The sequence below is a fragment of the Chryseobacterium shigense genome (genome assembly GCF_900156575.1).
Taxonomy (GTDB): Bacteria; Bacteroidota; Bacteroidia; order Flavobacteriales; family Weeksellaceae; genus Chryseobacterium; species Chryseobacterium shigense.
The window spans coordinates 1-24,424 of the sequence record NZ_FTNY01000002.1 but is presented as its reverse complement, the minus strand read 5'-3'; the positions used below and the strand labels follow the sequence as shown (position 1 = coordinate 24,424).

The following is a 24,424-nucleotide window of genomic DNA, read 5'->3' as shown; positions in this document are numbered from 1 at the left end:
ATGTTTTTTTATAGTTAAAGAGGCTTTGCTGAGCAGGTTGAAACGAATTAAATATTGTAAAGAATAGTATTATGAAAAAAATATGGCAAAAGGATAACCTGGCCACCAATATATTAGTCAACAAATTCACAGTCGGAAAAGATCTTGACTTTGATGAGCGTTTAGCAAAATACGACGTTAAAGGTTCTATGGCGCATTGCCAGATGTTGGCAGAAACCGGAATGATCTCCGGTGAAGAATCAGAACAGATGCTTTCTGTATTGACAGATATTTTAAAAGATATTGAGAACGGAGACTTTGAAATCGATAAAGAAGCAGAAGATATCCATTCTCAGATTGAAGCGATACTCATTGAAAAGTTAGGCGATACCGGAAAGAAAATTCATACCGCAAGATCACGAAATGATCAGGTTTTGTTGGATATTAAACTCTATCTATTGGATGAAATTCGTGAAATTACAGCTTTGACGGACGAGTTCTTCCAGATTTTAATCAAGCTCGCTGATCAGCACAAAAGTAAATTGCTTCCCGGCTATACCCATCTTCAGATTGCCATGCCATCTTCGTTTGGATTATGGTTTGGAGCCTATGCGGAAGCGTTGTTAGATGATGTTGAACTGTTGTTTTCGGTGAAGAACATTATCAATAAAAATCCTTTGGGTTCAGCCGCAGGATACGGTTCCTCTTTCCCTATTAATCGGGAGATTACGACCTACAACTTAGGTTTTCAGTCGATGAACTATAATTCAGTTTATGCGCAGATGACCCGTGGAAAATCCGAAAAAATGCTCTCCATGGCCATGGCAACCTTGGCGGGAACTCTCGGTAAATTTGCTTATGATGTCTGTTTATATTTAAGCCAGAACTTTGATTTTATAAGCTTTCCTAAGGAATTTACCACTGGAAGCAGTATTATGCCTCACAAAAAGAACCCGGATATTTTTGAACTGGTTCGTGCCCGATGCAATAGAATTCAGTCTTTACCGAATGAGCTTATTTTACTAACAAACAATCTGCCGTCAGGATACCACAGAGACGTACAGCTGACAAAAGAAATTCTTTTCCCTGCTATCGATTCCCTGAAAGAATGTCTTGAGATTTTAAGCTACACCCTTCCGAATATCCAGGTAAAAGATGGAATTCTGGAAGACGGGAAGTACAAATATCTTTTCAGTGTGGAAAAGATCAATGAAGAAGTGAAGAAAGGAAGTTCATTCCGCGATGCTTATGTAAAAGTAGGGCAGGAGATTGAAAATAATGAATTTGAGTTTGAAGTCGGAAACTTAGACCACAGTCATCAGGGAAGCATAGGGAATCTATGCCTGGACAAGATAGAATATCAGTTTAATAAGCTGAAGAATAAATTATTTGGTTGATTTTGAACCATTAAGATTATTGAAGCTTTTAAGTTGAGTTAAGAAAATCTACGATTTTTAAAAGCAGTTAGCTTGTTAGAATTCGCTAGTGAATCCTTAACTATCCTTAATCACTTAAAGAAATCTTAATGGTTTAATTAAATTTAAAAATGATTATTCCAGATCAATTTTAAACTTAGTCGATTTTTTCACCTCGTGAAGTACAATAGAACTGTGATACTGGCCAATATTAGGAATGTTTGAGATCACATTCACTGCGAAATCATTATAAGAATTAATATCCTTTGCTATGATTTTAAGCATATAGTCGTATTCGCCGGAAAGGCTGATAATCTCCTGAACTTCATCATGTTTCATGATGTTTTTCTCAAAGGTTTCCAGTACTTTCTGCGACTGTTCCTTAAGACGGACATTACAGTAAACCACGATATTCAAACCCAGTTTCTCACGATTCAAAAGACCGACATATTTCTCAATGATGCCCTGTTTCTCCAGCTGTTTGATTCGTTCATAAGTAGGAGTAAACGTAAGACCTATCCTTTCTGAAATTTCTTTTACCGATAGCGTAGAGTCTTCCTGAATAATGCTGAGAATCATTTTGTCCTTTAAATCCATAGGGTGGGTTGAGTTTTAACAAAAATATCAATTATAAATGAAAATAAGGAAGGAATGCCGGTTTTAATTTATTTGGAACTTTAGTTTTGCAGATTCGTAAAAATAGTATATCTTTGCACCTAATGAATAAAAGAGCATTTATATCATTAGATTTACCGGGCGAAAGCGCCCTTTACGATATTTATTATTATTAAGCGAAGATCCTGTCTTCGCTTTTTTTATGCACAAAAATTAAGAATTATGTTTACGATCACAGAACTAAGTACCGAGAGAATCAACAGTATACTGACCGAAGCACTGGCTTTTGCCAACGGGAAAACTGCAAAAATTGAAGGAGAAGTTTTCTGCTCAAATCTTTTCTTTGAAGACAGTACAAGAACAAAGACAAGTTTTGATATGGCAGAAAGAAAGCTTGGCCTGCAGGTAGTTCCTTTTGATGCTTCCCACAGTTCTGTAAACAAAGGAGAGAGTCTTTACGACACCGTAAAAACGATTGAAAGTCTGGGAGTAAATCTGGTCGTTATCAGAGATAAAAAGGACCGGTATTTTGAAGAACTAAATAATATCAATATTCCGGTGATCAACGGAGGAGACGGAACAGGAAATCATCCGTCCCAATGTATGCTGGATCTGATGACCATCTATCAGGAATTCGGAAAATTTGAGGGACTGAAGATAGGCATTGTAGGCGATGTAAAACACAGCCGTGTAGCCAACTCTAATGCTGAAGCATTAAGAAGATTAGGGGCTAAAGTGTATTTCTCAGGACCTGAACACTGGTTTGATGAAGGCGCTTTGATTAACGGAACTTATTTGTCAGTAGATCAGCTTATTGCTGAGGTAGATGTTCTGATGCTGCTAAGAATTCAGCACGAAAGACACGATGCCCAGATGAGTTTCTCCGCTTCCGAGTACCACAGAAAATACGGTCTGACAAAAGAAAGAGAAAAAGGAATGAAACAGGGAGCGATCATCATGCATCCAGCACCCATCAACAGAGGCGTTGAAATTGATACAGACCTTGTGGAATGCGAACGCTCAAGAGTGTTCAAACAGATGCAGAACGGTGTCTTCGCAAGAATGGCCATCCTGAAAGAAGCACTGGAAAAAGAAGGATATACCTTTAAAGAATTGTAAAAAAGTAAAATGTAAAAAGTAAAATGTAAAAAGTAAAATGTATGAACATAAGATACATTATACAACCGACATTATACATTGTACAAAGAAATTATACAGAATAAAATAGAATAAAGAGATAAATAAAATGAAGAAAAAATTAATACTGGAGTCCGGTGAAGTGTTTCATGGAGAAGGTTTCGGAGCAGAATCGGAAACTGCCGGAGAAGTAGTTTTCAATACCGGAATGACAGGGTATCAGGAGTTGATCTCCGATCCGTCATACTGCGGTCAGATTGTTTGCATGACCTATCCGCTTATCGGAAATTATGGTATTAACCGTGATGATTATGAAAGCATCGAGCCGGCCATTAAAGGACTTATCGTAAAAGAACTTTGCGATCTTCCTTCCAATTTCCGTACGCAGATGACTTTAGATGAATTATTTAAAAAGAAAAACCTTTCAGGGATTTCAGGAATCGATACCAGAAGATTGACCAGAATTCTACGTAATTCAGGAGTGGTAAAAGGAAAAATCGTAAATGCAGAGACTGATGAAAATACAGTCGTAACAGAGCTGAAATCTACGACTTTCCCTATCAATCAGGTAGAAATGGTTTCTACAAAGACTTCTTATGCCAATCCGGGAAGAGGATTCAAAGTAGTGTTGGTAGATTTTGGTTCCAAACTGGGGATTATCAGAGAATTGTCTCAGAGAAATTGTGATATCACCGTAGTTTCTCATGATACAACAGCCGAAGAAATCCTATTGATGGATCCGGACGGAATCATGCTTTCAAATGGCCCTGGTGATCCTGAAGATAATCCTCAAGCTTTAGAAATGATCCGCGGATTATTAGGAAAAGTTCCGATTTTCGGAATCTGTCTTGGACATCAGCTGATCGGTCTGGCATGTGGCGCAAAAACGTTCAAACTGAAATTCGGACACAGAGGAGGAAACCACCCGGTATTGGATCTTGAGAAAAACAAAGTATCCATCACTTCTCAAAACCACGGATATGCAGTAGACCAGGAAAGTCTTAAAGACACAGACCTTGTAGAAACTCATATCGCCCTGAACGACAGAACCAATGAAGGTCTGAAGCACAAGATCCACCCTTGTTTCTCCGTACAATATCACCCGGAAGCAAGCCCAGGCCCTGAAGATGCAAACTATTTGTTTGATGAGTTCATCGATCTAATGTACCAATTTAAAAATGTAACAGTTTAACAATAATTAAATGATCAATTTCGAAAACAATCCTTTAATTGAAAAAACCGTGAAATTCTCTTTAGATATTATTGAGTTTTGCGAATTATTGGAGCAGCATAAGAAATTCGTCATTGCTAAACAGTTATTACGCTCAGGAACAAGTATTGGTGCCAATTCTTTTGAAGCACAGAATCCTTACAGTAAAAAAGATTTTGTGAATAAGATAAAAATTGCAGCCAAGGAACTTGAAGAAACAAAATATTGGTTATATCTGTGCAAACATTCCAAAAATTATCCTTTTGAAGATAAGTTGGAAACACAGATCATAGAAATTGGGAAAATTATTTATAAAATTTTAAGCACAAGTTTATCAAAGGAAAACGGTTTGTAAACATTGTTACACTGTTAGATTGATAAATTGTTACATTTTAAACCTATGAAAAGAAACGACATAAAAACAATTTTAGTAATCGGTTCAGGGCCCATCATCATCGGGCAGGCAGCTGAATTTGATTACGCAGGAACGCAGGCTTGTCTGTCTTTGAGAGAGGAAGGCTACAAGGTGATTTTGATCAACTCAAACCCTGCGACTATTATGACGGATGTAGAAATCGCAGATAAAGTATATATCGAGCCGATTTCACTTCAGTTTGTAAGCCACATCATCAGAAAAGAACGTCCGGATGCTTTGCTACCAACGCTTGGAGGGCAGACAGGTCTGAATATGGCGGTAGAGCTGGAAAAATCAGGAATTCTTGAAGAATGTAAAGTGGAAGTTTTGGGAACAACACTTTCTGCGATCAACAGAGCGGAAGACAGAGATCTTTTCCGTGAACTGATGAGAGAGCTTAACGAACCGGTTCCTGAGTCAGATATTGTAACTACAGTAGAAGGAGCGATCCGTTTTGCTGAAGAAATCGGATATCCTGTCATTGTTCGTCCTGCCTTTACAATGGGAGGAACCGGAGGTGGGATTGCCTCTACAGAAGCTGAATTGAAGGAGATTGCTGAACTGGGATTAAAATACAGTCCGGTGACGCAGTGTCTTATTGAAAGATCAATTGCAGGTTTCAAAGAAATTGAATACGAAGTAATGCGTGATGCGAACGACAATGCTATTGTGGTTTGTAACATGGAAAATATAGATCCGGTAGGAGTTCACACAGGGGATTCTATCGTAGTAGCCCCTTCTCAGACGCTTTCTGACAGAGAGTACCAGTTACTGAGAAACGCTTCTCTGAAGATCATCAGAGCCTTAGGAATTGAAGGAGGATGTAATGTTCAGCTGGCTTTAGACCCGCATTCATTCAACTACTATATCATCGAGGTGAACCCTAGAGTTTCCCGTTCATCAGCATTGGCAAGTAAAGCGACAGGATACCCGATCGCGAAAATTGCAGCAAAAATTGCGGTTGGTTTAACGCTTGACGAGATCATGAACCCTGTGACAGGAAAAACATACGCATGTTTTGAGCCTGCCCTTGACTATGTGGTGACAAAATTCCCAAGATTCCCATTCGATAAATTCGAAACGGCGGACAGGAGATTGTCTACCCAGATGAAAGCGACCGGAGAAGTAATGGCCATCGGAAGAAACTTCGAGGAATCTTTACAGAAAGCCGTTCGTTCTTTAGAAACAGGATTAAGACATTTAGGATTAAAAACAAAACAGGCAGCAGCATTAACAGCCGAAGATATTGAAAGAAGAATCAGAGTTTGTGATGACGAAAGACTGTTCATTATTTGCGACGCCCTAAGAAGAGGTTACGACTGGGAACAAATTGTAGAATGGAGTAAGATTGATAAATTCTTCATCTGGAAATTAAAGAAACTTGTTGATTTTGAAAAAGTAATTGCAGCCAATAAATTTGACAAAGAAACTTTAATTCAGGCTAAAAAACTAGGCTTCTCAGATCAGAATATCGCTCATTTATGGGAATCCAAGCAAAGAGAAGTTTACAATTTCAGAAAAGAAAACGGAGTGATCCCTGTTTACAAGATGGTGGATACATGTGCTGCAGAATTTGAAAGTGAAACTCCTTATTTCTACGGAACTTACGAAGAAGAAAATGAGAGTGTAGTTACCGATAAACAAAAAGTAATTGTTTTAGGTTCAGGACCTATCAGAATTGGTCAGGGCGTTGAATTTGACTACGCAACCGTGCATTCGGTTTGGGCGATCAAAGAGATGGGGTACGAAGCGATCATCATCAACAACAACCCGGAAACGGTTTCTACAGACTTCTCGATTTCAGATAAATTATACTTCGAACCTTTAACGGAAGAAGATGTAATGAGTATCATCGATCTTGAAAAGCCAATGGGAGTGGTGGTTCAGTTCGGAGGACAGACTGCCATTAACTTAGCTGATAAACTGGCAAGTTACGGAGTGAAAATTCTGGGAACTTCATTAGAAGATCTGGACAGAGCTGAAAACAGAGATAAATTTGAAAAAGCCCTTCAGGAAATGGGAATTCCACAGCCTTTAGGTAAAACGTCCACTTCAAAAGAAGAAGCCATTACCATTGCCAACGAGATCGGTTATCCGGTTTTGGTTCGTCCAAGTTATGTACTGGGAGGTAGAGCCATGGAAATTGTTTACACTGAAAGCGAATTGGCTCATTACATGGAATTTGCGGTAGATGCAAGCCCGGAACACCCGGTTTTGGTAGACCGTTATATTACCGGAAAAGAAGTGGAAGTAGATGCCATCTGCGATGGTGAAACGGTTATTATTCCAGGAATTATGGAACACATCGAAAGAGCGGGAGTTCACTCCGGAGACTCTATTGCAGTATATCCGCCTCAGAATGTTTCACAGGAGGAAATCGATACTTTGGTAGACTATACACAAAGACTGGCCAAAGGATTGAATGTCATTGGTTTAATGAACATCCAGTACGTCCTTTTCGAAGGAAACGTCTATGTGATCGAAGTGAATCCACGGTCATCAAGAACAGTTCCATTCCTGTCTAAAATTACAGAAGTTCCGATGGCGAACCTGGCAACAAAAGCAATTTTAGGACAGAAACTGAAAGATTTAGGATACAAAAACGGATTAGTTCCAAATAAAGAAGGAGTTTTCGTAAAAGTTCCCGTATTCTCTTTCTCAAAATTAACGAAGGTCGATATCTCTCTGGGACCTGAAATGAAGTCTACAGGAGAAGTAATGGGGAAAGACACCACTTTGGAAAAAGCCCTTTACAAAGGACTGATCGCCGCAGGAAGAAAAGTTCCGATGCACGGGTCAATTTTGTTCACAGTTGCCGATAAACACAAGCAGGAAGCGGCAGACCTTGCAGCAAGATTTCACGAAGTTGGTTTCAGAATCTGGGCAACAGAAGGAACGGCTAAATTCTTTGAAGAAAAAGGTATTCCTTGTAAAATAGGATATAAAATCGGAGAAGATGATGTCAACCTGATCGACCTGATCCAGAAAGGAAAAGTGCAGTACGTAGTGAATACCATGACCAAAGGAAAGCAGGTAGAAAGAGACGGATTCCAGATCAGAAGAATGAGTGTGGAGAACGGCGTACCTTGTTTAACATCCATGGACACTGTAGAAGCCATTCTGAAAGTAATTGAAAGCATGAGTTTCAAAATGGAGACGATGTAATCATCGAGACCAGATAATATATTTCAAACCCCGTGAGTTTTCTTGCGGGGTTTATTTTTTATTTCCATTAAAAAATACCTGTCCGTTTTTCGGTTGTAATCAGAATTCTGTCAATTTAAATTTGTAAAAAAAGAAAATGAATAATTTTAAATTGGAAGCATTGCATCATTTGAATTTTGCATATTTGAATGACCTTTCTGAAACTGAACTCTCAGAGCATACTATTAAAAAAATAAAAGCAGATAAATTCCCGGGATTTCCATGCAGGGTTACTTTGGAAGATGCTGCGATCGGTGAAACGGTTTTCCTCCTCAACTATGATTTTCATAATGTCAACTCTCCATATCGGGCTAGCGGACCTATTTTTGTACGGGCAAATCAGCTAACAAAAACGTATACACAAAACGAAATTCCCATAATGTTCAATCATAGATTGCTTTCCATTCGGGGATATAATAAAGAAGCGATGATGATTTTTGCTGATGTTTGTGAAGGCAGGTTTTTAAAAGATAAACTTTTGCAAATTCTGGAAAATCCTAAGATTGAATATATACATTTGCATAATGCAAAACCAGGATGTTTTAATTGTATCGTAAAAAGAATATAAAATACTTGTCCGTTTTTCGGTTGCATAAAAATAAGATCCCCGGTACTTTTGATAAAAAAATAAAATGACAGCAATTCAGAGATTCAGAGAACTGCATAAGCAGGAAGATCCATTATTAATAGGAAATGTTTGGGATGTCCAAAGCGCAAGAATATATGAAAAATCAGGCTATCAGGCAGTAGCCACTTCAAGCTCGGCCGTGGCATTTACCCTGGGATATGAAGATGGCGAAAATATGAGTTTTGATGAATATTTTTATATCATTGAAAGAATTTTAAAATCTATATCAATTCCCCTCTCCGTAGACCTGGAAGGAGGCTACGGAAAAACTGCGGAGGAGATTGTTCTAAACATTTCCAGGTTGGCAAAGGCAGGCGTAGTTGGGATCAATATCGAAGACAGTGTGATCATTGACGGAACTAGAAAACTATTGAGCACCCATGATTTCCATGAAAAATTAAATGCAGTCATTCTTCAACTTAAAGAACAGAATATAGATATTTTCGTCAATGTAAGAATAGATCCGTTTCTTCTGGGAGTAGACAATACAATACAGGAAACACTTGAACGGATAGAAATCATCGAAAGAGTAGGTGCGGACGGAATCTTTGTTCCATGCATTACCGAAGTACAGGATATTGAAAACGTTATTAAAACGGCAAAACTTCCGTTCAGCGTGATGTGTATGCCGGAACTTACGGATTTTCAAACCCTTAAAAAATTAGGAGTTAAAAGAATTTCATCAGGAAATTTCTTAAATGGGTATATTTATGGTCAGTTAGAAACCGCGTTAAAAGCTATTGGAGAGGCCGGAAGTTTTTCTCCTATTTTTTAGATATCATGAAACTTACAGAAGAAAGAATGTATCAGGCATCTTTAGAAAAAGATTCCTCATTTGAAGGCATTTACTGGATGGCTGTAAAAACTACAGGTATATTCTGCCGGCCCACCTGTACTGCCCGAAAACCCAAGAGAGAAAATGTAGAATTCTTCATCAATACAGAAAAAGCCATAGAAAACGGCTACAGACCTTGCAAAATATGCCGGCCGCTTGAAAAACTGAATGAAACGCCCCGATACATTCAGGATCTGCTGGATGAGCTGCAACAGAATGAATCGTTAAAGATCAAAGATGCAGACCTTCTGAAAAGGAATATTGAACCGGTAACCATCAGGCGCTGGTTCATTAAAAACCATGGAATGACCTTTCAGACTTTCCAAAGAGAATTCAGAATGAATAAAGCATTCAAGAAAATAAAAAAGGGGGAACGTATCATAGACGTAGCGCTGGAATCAGGCTACGAAAGTTTAAGCGGATTCAATGAGCGGTTCAAAGACATCATTGGGACTACTCCCAAAAAAACAGGTCACCAGAAAATCATTGATCTGAAAAGAATCGAAACTCCATTGGGGCCCATGTTTGCCTGTGCCTGTGAAGAAGGAATCTGCCTGCTTGAATTTACGGACCGGAAAAATATAGACCAGCAGCTTGCCCGCCTCTCCAAGGCAATGAATGCAGAGATCGTTCAGGGTGAAAATAAACACTTTCAACAGCTGGAAGTAGAGCTGAACCAGTATTTTGAACGGAAAAGGACCAAATTTGAAGTGCCTCTTTATATTACCGGAACTGATTTTCAGAAGAAAGTCTGGAAGCTTTTAACAGAGATACCCACAGGAGAAATCCGAAGTTACAAGCAACAATCAGAGTTTTTGGGTAACCCTAAAGCCGTGCGTGCTGTAGGAACGGCTAATGGAATCAATAAAATAGCCATCATTATTCCGTGTCACAGGGTGATAGGTTCAGATGGGGAACTGGTAGGCTATGCAGGAGGAATATGGAGAAAACAAAAACTGCTGGAATTGGAAGGGGCTATTTTATTTTAAATAGTATGCGGAATGACTACGAAATTCAAAGGTTGTTCTTCACTTGAATTTTTTATATTCGCTGAGCATTGAGGCTTTCAAAATCCACCCGGTCGCAAAGCTCTGGAATGCAACAATAATTATGAGAATTAGCGGTAATTTTTTCGACAGGTTCAAGCATACTATTTTTCCTATGGCCCTGTTTTGTGGTCTTATTTCCAGTGTTTTCGTCACCCAGACATTACAGGCTTTTCTTGTGCTCGTCACTATAATTTTTGTGGTGATTTGGATAATAGATACAATTTTCATCGTACAAAAGCTTGGAATTCCTCTGAATAGACTGTATCTAACGGATAAAATTATGTTTAATAGTATGGCAATAGATTCATCCCGGATTATCAAAATAAAAGTAGAAAACCTATATCCTGATTCTGTAATCTCTAAATGGAGAATCACTGCAATTCGGTTTATATTAGACGATAATACAGACTTTTGCATCCTTGGAAAACCCCACTCCCTATTTTTCTATATCAGATATGCAGCCGGTATTTTTAGATCATATTATGCTGATAGGCGGAAATACAAAAGTGGTCAGCAAAGAAGTTTTGCCCCATTGTCAAGTTACTTCGTTAAAGAAACGTCCCAAACTTTACATTTTTTGATCTTGAAATACCCAGGTTTAAGACTAAAAGTGGTTTAAAAAAATTGGGTTTTTCAGTCTTATTTAATCTGATAATACGGTTCCGAAAAATACTTGCTAGGCTTGATATACGCTGTTTTTTTGTCTGCATCAAAAACCCAGTTGAATCTTCTCAAAAGATCGGCACCAAAATAATTAACCGTTTGTTTCTTCAGATCACCAATAAAAAATCCTGCGGAAACATCTTTTAGAACATTATTTCCTACTTTAAGGAAAGGAAGTATGGCCTGTTTGGTAACAATGCTTTGTCCACTGGAATTTTTTAATGTTTTTTCTCCTGTGATCTTCAGTTTTTTGTCCAGATTCTTTTCTATGGCAAAATCATTACTGTATAGCAATCCTCCTGAGTATCCGGATTGAAGCACAAAATAAGCTTCCTGCTGTTTATCTCCATCGATAACGTTGTCAGCTACCAGATAATAAGCTTCATGATCATATAGTGTAGTAATGGGCTGGTAATCTTTCACATCTGGCGCCTGATCATAAATAATGAATTGGTTGTTATCATAATCAATTTTAAATGCCTTTCCGCCAAAAAGAACGGTTCCGATCTTTCCATCCGCTTCGTGACCAGCCATTTGATGATCAGAGAAACGAACGTTATTCAAGGTTAATTTTCCAATCTGCACCGTATTATTTTCACTTATTTCCTCTTTATCGAAAATAATATGATCCGCTTTGCGCTGTCTTTCCGGGGAAATAGCGGCGTCTTCCATGGCAATCTGGAACATCAGATCCAGAGAATCCTTTTTATTCACCAGTGTTTTTACAATGATATTATTATGTTTAGTGATTCTGAAAGGGATGGTCTGTTGTGCATGTAGGCTGAAAAGACCGGATGAAAAGAGAAGAGTAAAGCTTATTTTTTTGAACATTATGAAGTGATTAGTGGTTAAAATCAGGAATTTTAAAATTACCTATTATCTTTGAAACAGCAAACAGGAATGTCAAATGATTCAAAAACTACTTAACAGTGGCCTTTATTGGGAGGAAAAAGAATTCAAAAGAAATGAATTTCTCAAGATTTCAGGAAGTACAGATACTGATATTTATTTTGTAGACAATGGCAGCGTCAGGATCTTTATGATGGACGAAAATGAAGAACGCATTATCCGCTTCGGATATACAGGAAATATTATTGTTTCTTTGGATTCCTTTCTGTCCGGTAAACCTTCGGATTTTTATATTCAAGCGATCAAAAAAACACGGGTAAGGATAGCTTCTAAAAAAGATTTTTATCAATTTATTCAGTCAAATGAAGAAAATCTTAAGTTTTGGAACCGTATTTTGGAAGACCTTGTTTTGCAACAGATTGAACGAGAAAAAGATCTGCTGATCAGTTCCCCTGGTGAACGTTTCAGCAGAGTATTGAAGAGAAGTCCCAAACTGTTTCAGGAAGTTCCGAATAAATACATTGCCAATTACCTCAGAATGTCTCCGGAAACTTTGTCAAGGCTCAAAAAATCTTGAGTTCAGTCAAGATTTAAGAAAAAACAGATTCCGAAATTTGTATAAAAACTATCAATGAAAATGTCTGCGTCAAAATTATTGGACCAACTGAAAATACAGGTACAGGAACATAGTCAGTTAGCGAAAAATCTTCTGCATGAATCTGAGGTAAAACTCAATTCCAGAGCTTCACATGAAAGTTGGAGTGTGCTGGAATGTCTGGAGCATCTGAACCGGTACGGAAACTTTTATATCCCTGGGATCAGTCATAGAATCTCAGCTTCCAAAACTTCTCCTTCACCAGTTTTTAAACCGGGAATTTTAGGAAACTATTTTGCTCAATCGATGCTTCCCAAGGAAAAATTGAACAAGATGAAAACTTTTAAAAACATGGATCCCATCAACAGTCAGCTGGATAAAAGGGTGGTGGAAGAGTTCATCAGACAACAGGATCAATTGCTGGAATTACTTACAAAAGCAAGGAATATTGATCTTAATAAAGTAAAAACAAGCATCAGCATTTCAAAACTGATCAAGCTTAAATTGGGCGATACCTTTCGTTTTGTGATCTATCACAATGAGAGGCATATTCTTCAGATAAAAAAAATCATGAAGAGTTTTTGAAAACAATGAATTGCAGAATTTACTTACAGATTGACTATAAATGATTACGTGATATTCCACCAATGTTCCATCTCAATTGGATGGATCTTATCAAGACTATGACTGAAAATACTCAAAAGAAGTCAGGCATTAGTAATGTTACACTGAGTGAAAGGGAAGTAGGTCAATTAAATGTATTTATTTTCAGTAATTTTATATAATAGAGATCATGATTGTAAATATTGGGGAACATCACTGTATATTTTTATCTTAAACAAATGCAACTCATCTACAAAAAAACGCTACAAACTCCGTTGGGAGAAATGGTTGCCTGCGCTGTTGACCAGGGAATCTGCCTGCTCGAATTTACCGACCGGAAAAATTTTGAAAAACAATTCATATCCTTATCAAAAGCATTAAAAGCAGAAATTAAAGAAGGAGATCATGTGCATTTCAAACAGCTTGAAGAAGAGCTGAAGGAGTATTTTGAGGGCAAAAGACAAACATTTGATGTTCCATTGTACACCACCGGAACCGGGTTTCAGGAAAAGGTTTGGCAACTTCTGCGCGAAATCCCTATGGGGGAGACCAGAACCTATAAACAGCAGTCTGAATTTTTAGGAAATCCCAAGGCAATACGTGCTGTGGGAACGGCCAATGGCATTAATAAAATCGCTATTCTGATACCCTGCCATCGGGTCATTGGCTCAAACGGAGAGCTGGTGGGCTATGCAGGAGGAATCTGGAGAAAGCAAAAATTATTGGAATTAGAAAAGGCTATTTTATTTTGATTTTTGTAAATTTAGGCAAAAATTTACACGTGAAAAAGTTACTATTTGCACTTTGCCTATCAGCTTCGGCTTTAAGTTTTGCTCAGGATTACTCAGTACCGGCTGCAAGTCCGCGTCAGAAGGTCGAGCAGCAGTTTTCAATGTCTAAAATCAGCATCGATTACGGAAGACCTGGGGTGAAAGGACGTAAGATATTCGGAGAGCTTGTTCCTTACGGACAGGTTTGGAGAGCAGGAGCGAACTCATCTACAAAAATCACATTCGGACAATCTGTTAATTTCGGTGGAAAAATGGTTCCGGCAGGAACTTACGGTCTTTTCATCGTTCCTACAGAAAAAGAATGGAAGGTGATATTGAATAAAGATTTCCAGCAGTGGGGCGCTTACACCTATGATCCAAAACAGGATGTGGTAGATATTACAGTGCCTGTCAATAAACTGGCGGATAAGCAGGAATGGTTTGAAATCACATTAAACCCGACCGACGAAAATTCAGGAAACTTAGTTATTAAGTGGGATATGGTTCAGGCAGAAGTGGCTCTGAAACCTGCAAAACCTGATGCGGTAATCAAAATTTCAGATAAACTGAAAGAAATCAAGAAAATAGAATCTGACGCAGCAAAAGCAAAAAGCTAAGCAATGAAATTTTCAATTCAACCTGTTTTAGAAAATCAGGAATATCAATTAATCCCCTTACAGCAAGGGGATTTTGAGTCTGTATATGAAGTGGCGTCCGATCCGCGGGTTTGGGAGCAGCATCCCAACAAAGACCGCTACAAAAGAGAAGTATTTGAAAACTTTTTTAAGGGAGCTATGGAAAGCGGAGGCGCTTTTAAAATCATAGAAAAATCTTCCGGTGATGTTTTGGGAAGCACCCGGTTTTATAACTTTGATGAAGAGGAAAACCATATTTTCATTGGCTATACCTTTTATGGAACAAAATCATGGGGTAAAGGAATTAATCCGCAGGTAAAGAAACTCATGCTTGATTATATCTTCCAGTTTGTAGATAAAGTACATTTCCACATCGGTAAGGAGAATTTCCGCTCTCAAACGGCTTTGGAAAGAATTGGCGGAGAGAAGATTGGAGAAGAGGAAGTCGCTTATTTCGCAGAGCCTACAAGAACCAATTTTGTGTATGAAATCAAAAAAGAAAATCACTCATGAAAAAATATAAAATCCAGAAGTCACCCTTCGTCGTTCCTACTACAGACGGAAAACTGATCGAAGAACATTGGGGAAACTCCACAGGAAATTCTAATGTATCCATTGCCCATATGGTGGCACCACCAGACTGGAGCGAGCCGCATCAGACTCCCGAATTTGATGAATTTACCCTTATTATTTCGGGGAAAAAGCAATTTGAAATCGATGGAGAAATTGTCATTCTTGAAAAAGGACAGAGCATTCTGATTGAAAAAGGGGCAAGAGTACGTTACAGTAATCCGTTCTCAGAACCTTGCGACTATGTTGCCATCTGTCTTCCTGCCTTTTCTATGGAATTGGTGAACAGGGAAGAGTGAAAAAATAGACCAATATAACAGGGTAGCAATTGACTAATTACATTCCGTGGTAAAATCATTGTTACACTGTTATACTGTTAAATTGTTACATTGAAATCAATTTCATTTATTTCAGTATTTCCTTCAAAAACAGCAGCGTATGATTCCACGCTCTTTTGGCCATCACTTCATTATAATCAGGGGATTTCGGATCAGTGAAGGTATGCTTTGAGTGAGCATAAGTGATGATCTGCCAGTCCGCATTGCCCTCGTTCATTTCCTTGATTAAATTATTATAATCTTCAGGAGTCACTCCCTGATCGTCAGCTGGATTTTCCACTAAAATCTTCGTGGCAATAGGTCCGTTTTTTCTGGTCTGATCCTTTCCGATACTTCCATGAATGGAAACTGCTCCCACAACCGGAAGGCTTCCCCTTGCAGATTCCAAAGCACCCGTTCCTCCGAAACAATATCCGATCACAGCAATTTTATCGGAAATCGCTCCATTCTTTTTCAATTGTTCCAGTGCCAGAGAAATACGTTTCTGATAGGCCTCATAATTCTGTTTGTAGTATCCTGCAGTTTTACCGGCAGAAGCATTATCTGTAGGAATATTTCCTTCTCCGTAAATGTCTGCAATAAAGGCAATATACCCTTGCTTTTCAAGTTCGGCAGCAGCGGTTTTAGCTTCATCATCAATGCCTTTCCAGGCTGGAAGGATCAAAACACCAGGAAGTTTTTTTCCGGCGTTGGAAGTGACAAGGCCATTCAGTTTTTGTGTTCCGTCCTGATAAGAAACGGTTTTAAGCTTCTGGCTGAAAAGTGTTCCTGTGCTCATTATACAAGCTGTTAATAAAATGGTACGTATCATATTTTGTAATTTAATTAAAGGATTAAATGCATGTCTGTTCTCGTGGTGAAGACGCTATCTTTAATGCTTGACCGTTATCGGACATAAAAAATCCTCATCTAAATTACTGAAAATAACTTATGATAAGGATAAATATAAATTTTAAAACTGGAAGCCAATCAGAGCTTAACGCCTACGTTTTCCAGTTCCTGTTTCAGATCCGTATCAGGATTGATTTTGATGGTGATAAAGCCTAGCGACTTAGCCATTTCAATATTCTTAGGATTATCATCAATGAAAAGAGATTCACCGGCCTTGATATCATATCTTTCCAGCAGTACATGCCAGATTTTCGGATCAGGTTTAATTAGTTTTTCTGTTCCTGAAACAACGATTTTTCCATCAAAGATTTGAAAAAAGTCATAGTTTTCCAATGCGTACGGAAAAGTTTCTTCAGACCAGTTCGTCAGTCCGAACAAGTGATACTCTGTATTTTTTAAACGTCTTAAAATCTCTACATTCTCAGGAATATCACTTTTCAGCATTACCGTCCAGTTGTCATAATAGGCTCTGAGTTCCTTTTCCCATTCAGGGAATTTTTTCACCTGAATATCGGTGCCTTCAGCCAGACTTCTTCCTTTATCCTGTTGTTCGTTCCATTCAGACTGAGCAATGTTTTCCAGAAAGTATTCCATTTTTTCATCATCATTGAAATAATCTTTAAAGAAATATCTGGGATCCCAGTCCATTAATACGCCGCCAAAATCGAAGATGATATTTTTAATTTCCATAGATATTTTTAAACTTTTTTAATTTTATTTAAACACAAAAGTCGCAAAAGTTTTGGTATTTAAAGCCCTTGGAAGGCTTAAATTTCAAAAGATTATAATTCTGTAAGCATTAAGTTCATACCAACAGAAAAGCAAAAAAATTATAAACATATGTATATTATTTAACCACAAAAGTCACAAAAGTTTTTATTTTTAATAGGTTTACCATCTTGAAAATAATAAGCTCACATAAGGAGAAAATCAGAGATTTTCATAAGAACTTAAGTGTTCTTCTTGTGCGCAATACATTTACTTAAAAATAACTAAAGTCGTTGACAGCTTTTGTGACTTTTGTGGTGGATATTATTCTTTTTTAAACCACCCTGTCAAAAATTCTTTGAATTTTCGCCAGCCCTCCGGAGGAGAGGAATAGGAGAGCTAATCCGGGAATTGAGGTTGGGATTAGCGGGCTTTCTTGTTATTTCAAACTTTGTAAGTGAAAATGCCAGCCGTTTACTCCGGTTTATAAAACTGATACTGTTCGTTTTCGTAATAGGCGTTGATATGATGAAGGCCATTTGTGAGGATAATTTCTTTCGCTCCGATAATGGAGTTATACCTTGCGGTTTGTTCAAAAGTTTTCTCCGTCAGTTTGATCTGTGGGGCTTTGCATTCGATCAGGATGACGGGTTCGGTTTTCTCTGTCACCAGGAGGTCGATTCTTTTGGTGAGGCCGTTCAGAAGAATCTTTTTTTCAGTAATCAGTGCTGATGCAGAATACCCTTTTACTGTAAGATAATAGTGGATCCAGTGCTGGCGGACCCATTCTTCAGGAGTGAGCAGAAGGTAAGTTTTGCGGACCAAGTCATAAATAAAAAACTTATCTTTGTCTTTCTTGAATTTAAAATCAAAAGTTTCCTGAAAATTCAGTTTTGGAAGTTCCATTAATAAGATGAAAGAATTAGATTTAATCCTCAAAAATATTAAAAATAAAGAAGTTTTACCTATTTATTTTTTCCACGGAGAAGAACCTTACTTTATTGATGCTGCTGTAAAAGTGCTTGAACATGACTTTCTGGAGGAAGATGAAAAAGCTTTTAACCAGACGGTGGTATATGGAAAAGATACTTCTTATCAGGAGATCCTTTCTCTGGCCAGACAGTTTCCGATGATGGGAGACAAGCAGGTGATCATCGTCAAGGAAGCGCAGGATCTGAAATTCAATGAAGATGAAAACCGGGTTCTGGAAACCTATGTGGAAAATCCTGTTCCTTCTACGGTGCTGGTTTTTGCCCATAAACACAAGAAACTTGACAGCAGAAAAAAAGCGACAAAAGCTTTAGACAAAGCCAAAGCACTTTTCTTAAGCGAATCGGTAAGAGATTCCAATCTTCCCAAATGGATTGCTGACGAATGTGCTCAGCTGAAAATCAAAACAGCTCCGAATATTTCCCATCTGCTTGCAGAATATCTGGGAAATGATCTTTCAAGAATTGCCAACGAGCTGAACAAGCTAAAGATCATCCTTAAAGAAGGCGAAATGCTGGACGGAACGATCGTAGAAAATCATATCGGAATCAGTAAAGAATACAATGTTTTTGAGCTTCAGAAAGCTTTGGGAACCAAAAATGCAGATGCTGCTTTCAGGATTGCCCATTTTATGGGTAAAAATCCAAAGAACAACCCATTTGTCATGATGTTGGCCAATCTTTACAGCTACTTTTCCAATGTGATTATTTATCAGACGATGGCCGGACAGCCGCCGCAGGTTATCGCTTCACAAATGGGTGTCAATCCTTATTTTATCAAAGATTATGCAGAAAGTGCAAGACTTTATCCTTTGAAACACGCTACCAGAGTTATTTCGATCTTAAGAGAATTCGATATGAAAGGAAAGGGCCTTGGAGCGGTCAATATGGGAGAAGCAGAACTGATCAAAGAACTGGTGTATAAGATCATCAATGTGGATAAGATTAAAATGAAGGTGTAAGGAGTTTTGAGAGTATTATTTTGGGCGTGTTTTAAGGCTTTATTTTTTGTTGATATGAGAAAAAGTATCTTGCTGATTGTTTTATCTTTGTTTTTAATGGTTTTTGCGACTCAGAATGTTTCAGGGCAGACAATAAAAGGCCGTCATTATGAATTAACGATTGCAAAGGACCAGAAAGTGGTCCTTGTTTTATTTCCCTGCTTTCCCTGCAATATTGAACATACGAAAACTGAAGCCGGATTTTTAAAAGGCATCGAAAAGAAAGGGGTTACCACGATTCTTTTAGATTATAATCAGAAATTATTTTTAACGGAATCTGAAAAACAGGAGTACGCAAAATCGTTACACAAGATATTTAAGCGCAATAAAATTTCCACAGACCATACATACATCGGAGGTTTTTCCGGAGGTGGAAATGTCGCACTTCTTCTGGCTGCTTTTTTAATTAAAAATCATGATCCTATACAGCCCAAAGGTCTGCTGGTTGTAGATTCTCCAATTGATCTTGAAAAGCTGTATGCGAATGCGAGAAAGGATGTAACCAAAAATGCTGATCCTGACGCCGTAGAAGAAGGAAAGTTCCTGACTGAACTTCTGGAAAAAGAAATAGGAAAACCGGGTATGAACCGTGAAAAATATAAAACATTTTCACCTTATTTAATGTCTGCATCTCCTGATGAAGGCAATATCCACTATCTTAAGAATATTAAAACAAGATTTTACTGCGAACCTGACTTGAAATGGCAGCTTGAAAAGAAAAACAGAACCTACGAAGAACTTAATGCCTACGTACTGGAAAAAGCCGTTCAGACCTTACAGAAAGAAGGAAGCAAACATACGGAACTGATCCAGACCCGGGACCGCGGCATCCGGGCAGATGGAACAAAACATCCGCATTCATGGAATATTGTGGATGGCAATGAGCTGGTGAAGTGGATGATGGAGTAGTTGGAGTGAAAGGTTAATTGTGAAAGGTTAATTTTGCTTTGCAAGTGAATGGCGAACTTTGGGAAATATGTGGTTTCAGACATGAGGAATGGTGGTTTCAGAGCCGCAGTAACCCGATCTATTTGCGCTGTATTAACCAGGATTTTAGACGTCAATCAGACGATAGGCTATTAACCCGATAATACGATCTACAGCAACCAATCCAACTCGCATCCCAAAACCCTGGTATCTTAACATATTAACCCTAAGAACCAGCAACAAACAACTGATAATCCTCTCCAAACCCATTTATCTCCCAACTCTCTAACTTTAATACCCTTAAACCGTAATTGACAGTTTACATATTTGATATTGACAAGTATCATTAAAAATCCTTTAATAAAACATTAAAAATTACGAAATTAGCGGACTGAATTAAAATCTTTTTGAACAAAGTAAATTATGGAACAAAACATTTTAGATTGTGTGATCGTTGGATCCGGGCCTTCTGGCTTTACAGCGGCTATTTATGCAGCAAGAGCAGACTTGAAACCAGAATTATATACAGGTTTGGAGCCGGGCGGACAATTAACCACAACTACGGAGGTTGATAACTTTCCAGGATATCCGGCAGGGATTACAGGACCTGAAATGATGATGGATCTTCAGAAGCAGGCGGAAAGATTTGAAACGAAAGTTCATTACGAAATGATCACCAAAGCTGAGTTCTCCAAAGAAGAAGGCGGTGTTCATAAATTATACGCAGGAAATAAGGAGATCTTCGCCAAAACAGTGATTATCTCTACAGGGGCTACGGCAAAATATCTGGGTCTTGATGACGAAAAGAAATATGCAGGAGGCGGTGTTTCAGCATGCGCAACGTGCGACGGATTCTTTTACAGAGGAAAAGACGTGGTAGTTGTAGGAGCGGGAGATACAGCGGCAGAAGAAGCAACTTATCTTGCAAAGCTTACAAGAAAAGTAACAATGTTGGTAAGAAAAGACGTGTTCAGAGCTTCTAAAGCGATGATTCACAGAGTAGAAAACACCCCGAATATTGAAGTGAAATTCAACCATGAGTTAATTGGAATTGAAGGAGAGAACAGCCTGGTAGAAAGAGCAATGATCATCAACAACCAGACTCAGGAAAAATCTTCAGTAGAGGTGGACGGGATCTTCATCGCTATCGGTCACAAGCCGAATACAGATATCTTCGTGGGACAGATCGATCTTGACGAAAATGGATATATCCTTACTGAAAAAGGATCTACAAGAACCAATCTTCCGGGGGTATTTGCTGCTGGAGATGTTCAGGATCATATCTACAGACAGGCGATCACGGCTGCAGGAAGCGGATGTATGGCTGCAATGGATGCAGAGAAGTATCTTGCTGAATTACATTAATATCCAACTTTTCACAATACAGAGCGTACCCATTGGGTACGCTTTTTTTATGTCACTCGCTCCCGCTTCTTACCACAAAAATTGTAACCGGCGCGCATCACATTCCCCTTCTCCGGAGGGGTGTCAAAAATTCAAAGAATTTTTGACGGGGTGGTTTAAAAAAAGCACAGATATCCACCACAAAAGTCACAAAAGCTTTCAAACACTTTAGTTATTTTTAAGTAAATATATTGCGCATAAGAAGAACACTTAAGTTCTTATGAAAATCTTTGATTTTCTTCATTGCAATAGTAAATCTGTCAAACCCATTTTAATTAGCAGGGATCAACATTCCCCTCTTTCGGAGGGGTGACAAAAATTCAAAGAATTTTTGACGGGGTGGTTTAAAAAAGAATAATATCCACCACAAAAGTCACAAAAGCTGTCAACCACTTTCGTTATTTTTAAGTAGGTATATTGCGCATAAGAAGAACACTTAATTTCTTATGAAAATCTTTGATTTTCTTCATTGCAATAGTAAATCTGTCAAACCCATTTTAATTAGCAGGGATCAACATTCCCCTCTTTCGGAGGGGTGGCGAAAATTCAAAGAATTTTTGACGGGGTGGTTTAAAAGAGTAATATCCACCACAAAAGTCACAAAAGCTTTCAACCACTTTCGTTATTTTTAAGTAAGTATATTACGCATAAGAAGAAAACTTAATTTCTTATGAAAATCTTTGATTTTCTTTATTGCAATAGTAAATCTGTCAAACCCATTTTAGTTAGCAGGGATCAATATTCCCCTCTTTCGGAGGGGTGGCGAAAATTCAAAGAATTTTTGACGGGGTGGTTAAAAAAGATACATATAAACCACAAAAGTCATACATCTTTAAACCCTTTTTGTCATTGCGAGGAGCGTAGTGACGAAGCCATCTATTTAACCAGAATTTTTTATAATGAGCTGAATGAGATTGCTTCACCTACGGTTCGCAATGACCGTCAGACTGTCTTTGTGATGAGTTGAAAATCATTATACTGAATAGAAACTTGCTTTAGCCCGTTTAAAAAGACACCAGAATTTTAGCCTACGATTTCAGCTTTTATCTCCCGCAGATTTAACAAATGACGCAGATTTTCATGCCAATTCGTTCTTCAGATAGTTCCGAACTCTCTCTGGGTGGTCTGCAAAATGCCTCCCATCATTTCCTTAATTGGCTTTACCACTTTATGGAAGTGGTTTTATCAGTTTAGGTAATAGGTATATCGGCTTATAAAGTGTTTGCGTAAAGTTTATTTACGGTCTCCAGCAGGTTCATCAAATGGTTGTGACCACTTCGAAAGTGTTCTGAGGCAAATACGTAACTACTTATACTTCCTTGGTGAAGGGGGTTTATCCACTTATGGAAGGGGGGAGGTACCACTTTATGATGTGGGACATATACTCTTGAGTGAAACCTCTTTGCTTTCTTAGAGTTCTTAGCTTTAGGGTATATGAGGTGTTTTATAAACAGATAGAAAAAAACAATTTCTGAAGCGGAAAATAAGTCTATAATATCAATTGCGATGAATCCTTTATTATACTTAAACGAAAATAACCAGTTTTTAAATAAGGATTATATCTATTATGGGTTACCGCAGAATATCTGTGATAATTGTTTATTTCTTTGCTGAAATTTTTTGATTATGAATAAACTATTATTGTTTTTGGCAGTAACGATTGCCACGTTAAGTTTTGCACAGGAAACTCCAAAGTATGTCTATGCTGAAATTGTTGGTACATCTAAATTTCTAAGTAAAAAAGTTACTGTTGAAATTGATTACGGTCAGGCTACAAGTTTCTGGCAAAGTAATAGAATGAAGAATTCTGATGGATCAAATAAAGAATTCAACTCTATGGTTGATGCTATGAATTATATGGGAGCATTAGGATGGGATTTTGAACAGGCTTATGTGGTAACTATTGGTCAACAAAATGTTTATCATTGGTTAATGCGTAAGGAGTTTGTAGATCTTGATAACGATATCAAAGAAGAACTGAAAAAGAACTTTTCCACAAAACGAGACTTGAAGTAGTAGTACTTTAAATGTTGTAAAAAACAGTCCCGATTTAGGGGCTGTTTTTCTATATCTCATCCTGTTAAAAACAAAATAATATTCAGTTAAACTAAAATCCCTAAATTTATCACCCATCAAAAATTACAATCATGCACAACAAAATCATAAAAATAAAACACATCACAGGAACCTATACCATTGATGTAAAGGAGGGGAAGCTGAACGAAATGCAAAGCCAGCTGGACAAATGCCTGAACGATGAGCAGGGCGCCATTGTGGTGAAGGGAGAAAACGGAGATCAGTTTGTATATCCGTCGGATTTTCTGAAAAACAGTTTCATTTCCATTGTGGATAGGGAAGAAGTGAAGGAGATCTAAACAAAACAAAAGTCCCAAACGTACTACAAAGACTACACTTTTAGTTCTGGAACGTAATAGTCGGGATCTGTTGTAAAGAAATGAGTGAAAATAATTCGCCTGATTTTAAGCCTATTATTAAGTTTTGTTAAAATTTATCAGGGAAAAGTTTTGCAGAAATGTAAAATCGTTTTATATTTGCACCACTGAAAACAACGGTACAGCCGTTATTCAGGAGAGATGGCAGAGTGGTCGATTGCGATAGTCTTGAAAACTATTGACTGTAACAGGTCCGGGGGTTCGAATCCCTCTCTCTCCGCTAAAGTTAAACATAAACCTACTGATCATCAGTAGGTTTTTTTTTAATTAAAGTTTTCTTCCCTACATTTAATTACTCTGCCATTTGGTCAGATAATGAGCTGCTTTATTCGTTGATACTGTTAAAATGAGGTTTCACATTCTGGATGAAATCAAAGTGGTCTTAATGTCATTTCAGACATCATAATAATCAGAGTTCAATCGTAGTTTTACTACACTTTTTGAAATTTTTCAAAATTAGGATATGGGATATTGTATATTTATCTATATTGGGTGATATAAACACAAATAGCACAGTATTAATGAGAAAGAATATTTCCAA

24 protein-coding genes and 1 tRNA gene are annotated in these 24,424 nt (G+C 37.9%); 20 read left to right on the top strand and 5 right to left on the bottom strand.

Features of this window, described 5'->3' with window-relative positions; all coding sequences use genetic code 11:
• Positions 1–71 precede the first annotated feature (71 nt).
• Entirely contained in the window at positions 72–1,376 is a 1,305-nt protein-coding gene (argH, locus tag BW964_RS05615) for an argininosuccinate lyase (RefSeq protein ID WP_076505540.1), read from the top strand.
• Positions 1,377–1,529: 153 nt separating this feature from the next.
• Here argH and BW964_RS05610 read toward each other — a convergent pair whose 3' ends face one another.
• A complete protein-coding gene (locus BW964_RS05610) occupies positions 1,530–1,991 on the bottom strand; it encodes an Lrp/AsnC family transcriptional regulator (protein ID WP_073334824.1) in 462 nt (153 codons plus the stop codon).
• A 240-nt stretch (positions 1,992–2,231) separates the two neighbouring features.
• Here BW964_RS05610 and BW964_RS05605 point away from each other — a divergent pair, with 240 nt between their 5' ends.
• The 7 genes from BW964_RS05605 (at position 2,232) to BW964_RS05575 (ending at position 10,427) form a co-directional block, all read left to right on the top strand.
• A complete protein-coding gene (locus BW964_RS05605; protein ID WP_076505539.1) occupies positions 2,232–3,128 on the top strand; it encodes an aspartate carbamoyltransferase catalytic subunit in 897 nt (298 codons plus the stop codon).
• 127 nt (positions 3,129–3,255) lie between these two features.
• The gene (locus BW964_RS05600; protein ID WP_076505537.1) at positions 3,256–4,338 is read left to right on the top strand and encodes a carbamoyl phosphate synthase small subunit; all 1,083 of its coding nucleotides are present in this window, start codon (positions 3,256–3,258) and stop codon (positions 4,336–4,338) included.
• 10 nt (positions 4,339–4,348) lie between these two features.
• Entirely contained in the window at positions 4,349–4,711 is a 363-nt protein-coding gene (locus BW964_RS05595) for a four helix bundle protein (RefSeq protein ID WP_076505535.1), read from the top strand.
• A 45-nt stretch (positions 4,712–4,756) separates the two neighbouring features.
• Positions 4,757–7,936, top strand: coding sequence for a carbamoyl-phosphate synthase large subunit (carB, locus tag BW964_RS05590; RefSeq protein WP_076505533.1), 3,180 nt, complete (start codon positions 4,757–4,759; stop codon positions 7,934–7,936).
• A 136-nt stretch (positions 7,937–8,072) separates the two neighbouring features.
• Positions 8,073–8,543: a DUF1203 domain-containing protein gene (locus BW964_RS05585; RefSeq protein ID WP_076505531.1), complete on the top strand. Its 471-nt coding sequence runs from the start codon at positions 8,073–8,075 to the stop codon at positions 8,541–8,543.
• 64 nt (positions 8,544–8,607) lie between these two features.
• Positions 8,608–9,378 carry an isocitrate lyase/PEP mutase family protein gene (locus tag BW964_RS05580; protein WP_076505529.1) on the top strand — a complete coding sequence of 257 codons (771 nt, stop codon included), beginning with the start codon at positions 8,608–8,610 and terminating at the stop codon, positions 9,376–9,378.
• Between the two features lie 5 nt (positions 9,379–9,383).
• The gene (locus BW964_RS05575) at positions 9,384–10,427 is read left to right on the top strand and encodes a bifunctional transcriptional activator/DNA repair enzyme AdaA (RefSeq protein ID WP_076505527.1); all 1,044 of its coding nucleotides are present in this window, start codon (positions 9,384–9,386) and stop codon (positions 10,425–10,427) included.
• 699 nt (positions 10,428–11,126) lie between these two features.
• Here the strand turns inward: BW964_RS05575 and BW964_RS05565 are convergent.
• Positions 11,127–11,981, bottom strand: coding sequence for a hypothetical protein (locus BW964_RS05565; RefSeq protein ID WP_076505523.1), 855 nt, complete (start codon positions 11,979–11,981; stop codon positions 11,127–11,129).
• A 76-nt stretch (positions 11,982–12,057) separates the two neighbouring features.
• Here BW964_RS05565 and BW964_RS05560 point away from each other — a divergent pair, with 76 nt between their 5' ends.
• The 6 genes from BW964_RS05560 to BW964_RS05535 all read left to right on the top strand — a co-directional run bounded on the left by BW964_RS05560 (position 12,058) and on the right by BW964_RS05535 (position 15,471).
• Entirely contained in the window at positions 12,058–12,576 is a 519-nt protein-coding gene (locus tag BW964_RS05560) for a Crp/Fnr family transcriptional regulator (protein WP_076505521.1), read from the top strand.
• Positions 12,577–12,630: 54 nt separating this feature from the next.
• Positions 12,631–13,179, top strand: a complete 549-nt coding sequence (locus BW964_RS05555) for a DinB family protein (RefSeq protein WP_104669434.1) — start codon at positions 12,631–12,633, stop codon at positions 13,177–13,179.
• A gap of 257 nt (positions 13,180–13,436) precedes the next feature.
• Positions 13,437–13,949 (top strand): methylated-DNA--[protein]-cysteine S-methyltransferase, encoded by a 513-nt coding sequence (locus BW964_RS05550; RefSeq protein WP_076505517.1) that lies wholly within the window; start codon positions 13,437–13,439, stop codon positions 13,947–13,949.
• Positions 13,950–13,978: 29 nt separating this feature from the next.
• Complete coding sequence (locus tag BW964_RS05545; protein ID WP_073334924.1) at positions 13,979–14,584, top strand: DUF2911 domain-containing protein; 606 nt, start codon at positions 13,979–13,981, stop codon at positions 14,582–14,584.
• Between the two features lie 3 nt (positions 14,585–14,587).
• Positions 14,588–15,115, top strand: coding sequence for a GNAT family N-acetyltransferase (locus tag BW964_RS05540; protein ID WP_076505515.1), 528 nt, complete (start codon positions 14,588–14,590; stop codon positions 15,113–15,115).
• Positions 15,112–15,471, top strand: coding sequence for a cupin domain-containing protein (locus tag BW964_RS05535; RefSeq protein WP_076505513.1), 360 nt, complete (start codon positions 15,112–15,114; stop codon positions 15,469–15,471). Before BW964_RS05540 ends, BW964_RS05535 begins: the two co-directional genes overlap by 4 nt.
• Positions 15,472–15,577: 106 nt before the next feature.
• Here BW964_RS05535 and BW964_RS05530 read toward each other — a convergent pair whose 3' ends face one another.
• The 3 genes from BW964_RS05530 to BW964_RS05520 all read right to left on the bottom strand — a co-directional run bounded on the left by BW964_RS05530 (position 15,578) and on the right by BW964_RS05520 (position 18,015).
• Complete coding sequence (locus BW964_RS05530) at positions 15,578–16,321, bottom strand: dienelactone hydrolase family protein (RefSeq protein WP_076505512.1); 744 nt, start codon at positions 16,319–16,321, stop codon at positions 15,578–15,580.
• Between the two features lie 158 nt (positions 16,322–16,479).
• Entirely contained in the window at positions 16,480–17,091 is a 612-nt protein-coding gene (locus tag BW964_RS05525) for an HAD family hydrolase (RefSeq protein ID WP_076505510.1), read from the bottom strand.
• 492 nt (positions 17,092–17,583) lie between these two features.
• Complete coding sequence (locus BW964_RS05520; protein WP_076505508.1) at positions 17,584–18,015, bottom strand: type I restriction enzyme HsdR N-terminal domain-containing protein; 432 nt, start codon at positions 18,013–18,015, stop codon at positions 17,584–17,586.
• Between the two features lie 7 nt (positions 18,016–18,022).
• On the opposite strand from BW964_RS05520, the gene holA reads away from it, so the two are divergent.
• From holA to BW964_RS05490, 6 genes are all read left to right on the top strand, one after another.
• Positions 18,023–19,060 (top strand): DNA polymerase III subunit delta, encoded by a 1,038-nt coding sequence (gene holA / locus BW964_RS05515; RefSeq protein WP_076505506.1) that lies wholly within the window; start codon positions 18,023–18,025, stop codon positions 19,058–19,060.
• 54 nt (positions 19,061–19,114) lie between these two features.
• Positions 19,115–20,008, top strand: coding sequence for an alpha/beta hydrolase family protein (locus tag BW964_RS05510; protein ID WP_076505504.1), 894 nt, complete (start codon positions 19,115–19,117; stop codon positions 20,006–20,008).
• 441 nt (positions 20,009–20,449) lie between these two features.
• The gene (trxB, locus tag BW964_RS05505; protein ID WP_076505502.1) at positions 20,450–21,391 is read left to right on the top strand and encodes a thioredoxin-disulfide reductase; all 942 of its coding nucleotides are present in this window, start codon (positions 20,450–20,452) and stop codon (positions 21,389–21,391) included.
• A gap of 1,665 nt (positions 21,392–23,056) precedes the next feature.
• Complete coding sequence (locus BW964_RS05500) at positions 23,057–23,446, top strand: hypothetical protein (protein WP_076505500.1); 390 nt, start codon at positions 23,057–23,059, stop codon at positions 23,444–23,446.
• 131 nt (positions 23,447–23,577) lie between these two features.
• Positions 23,578–23,805, top strand: coding sequence for a glyceraldehyde-3-phosphate dehydrogenase (locus tag BW964_RS05495; RefSeq protein WP_076505498.1), 228 nt, complete (start codon positions 23,578–23,580; stop codon positions 23,803–23,805).
• A gap of 213 nt (positions 23,806–24,018) precedes the next feature.
• A tRNA-Ser gene (locus BW964_RS05490) sits at positions 24,019–24,103 on the top strand.
• Positions 24,104–24,424 lie beyond the last annotated feature (321 nt).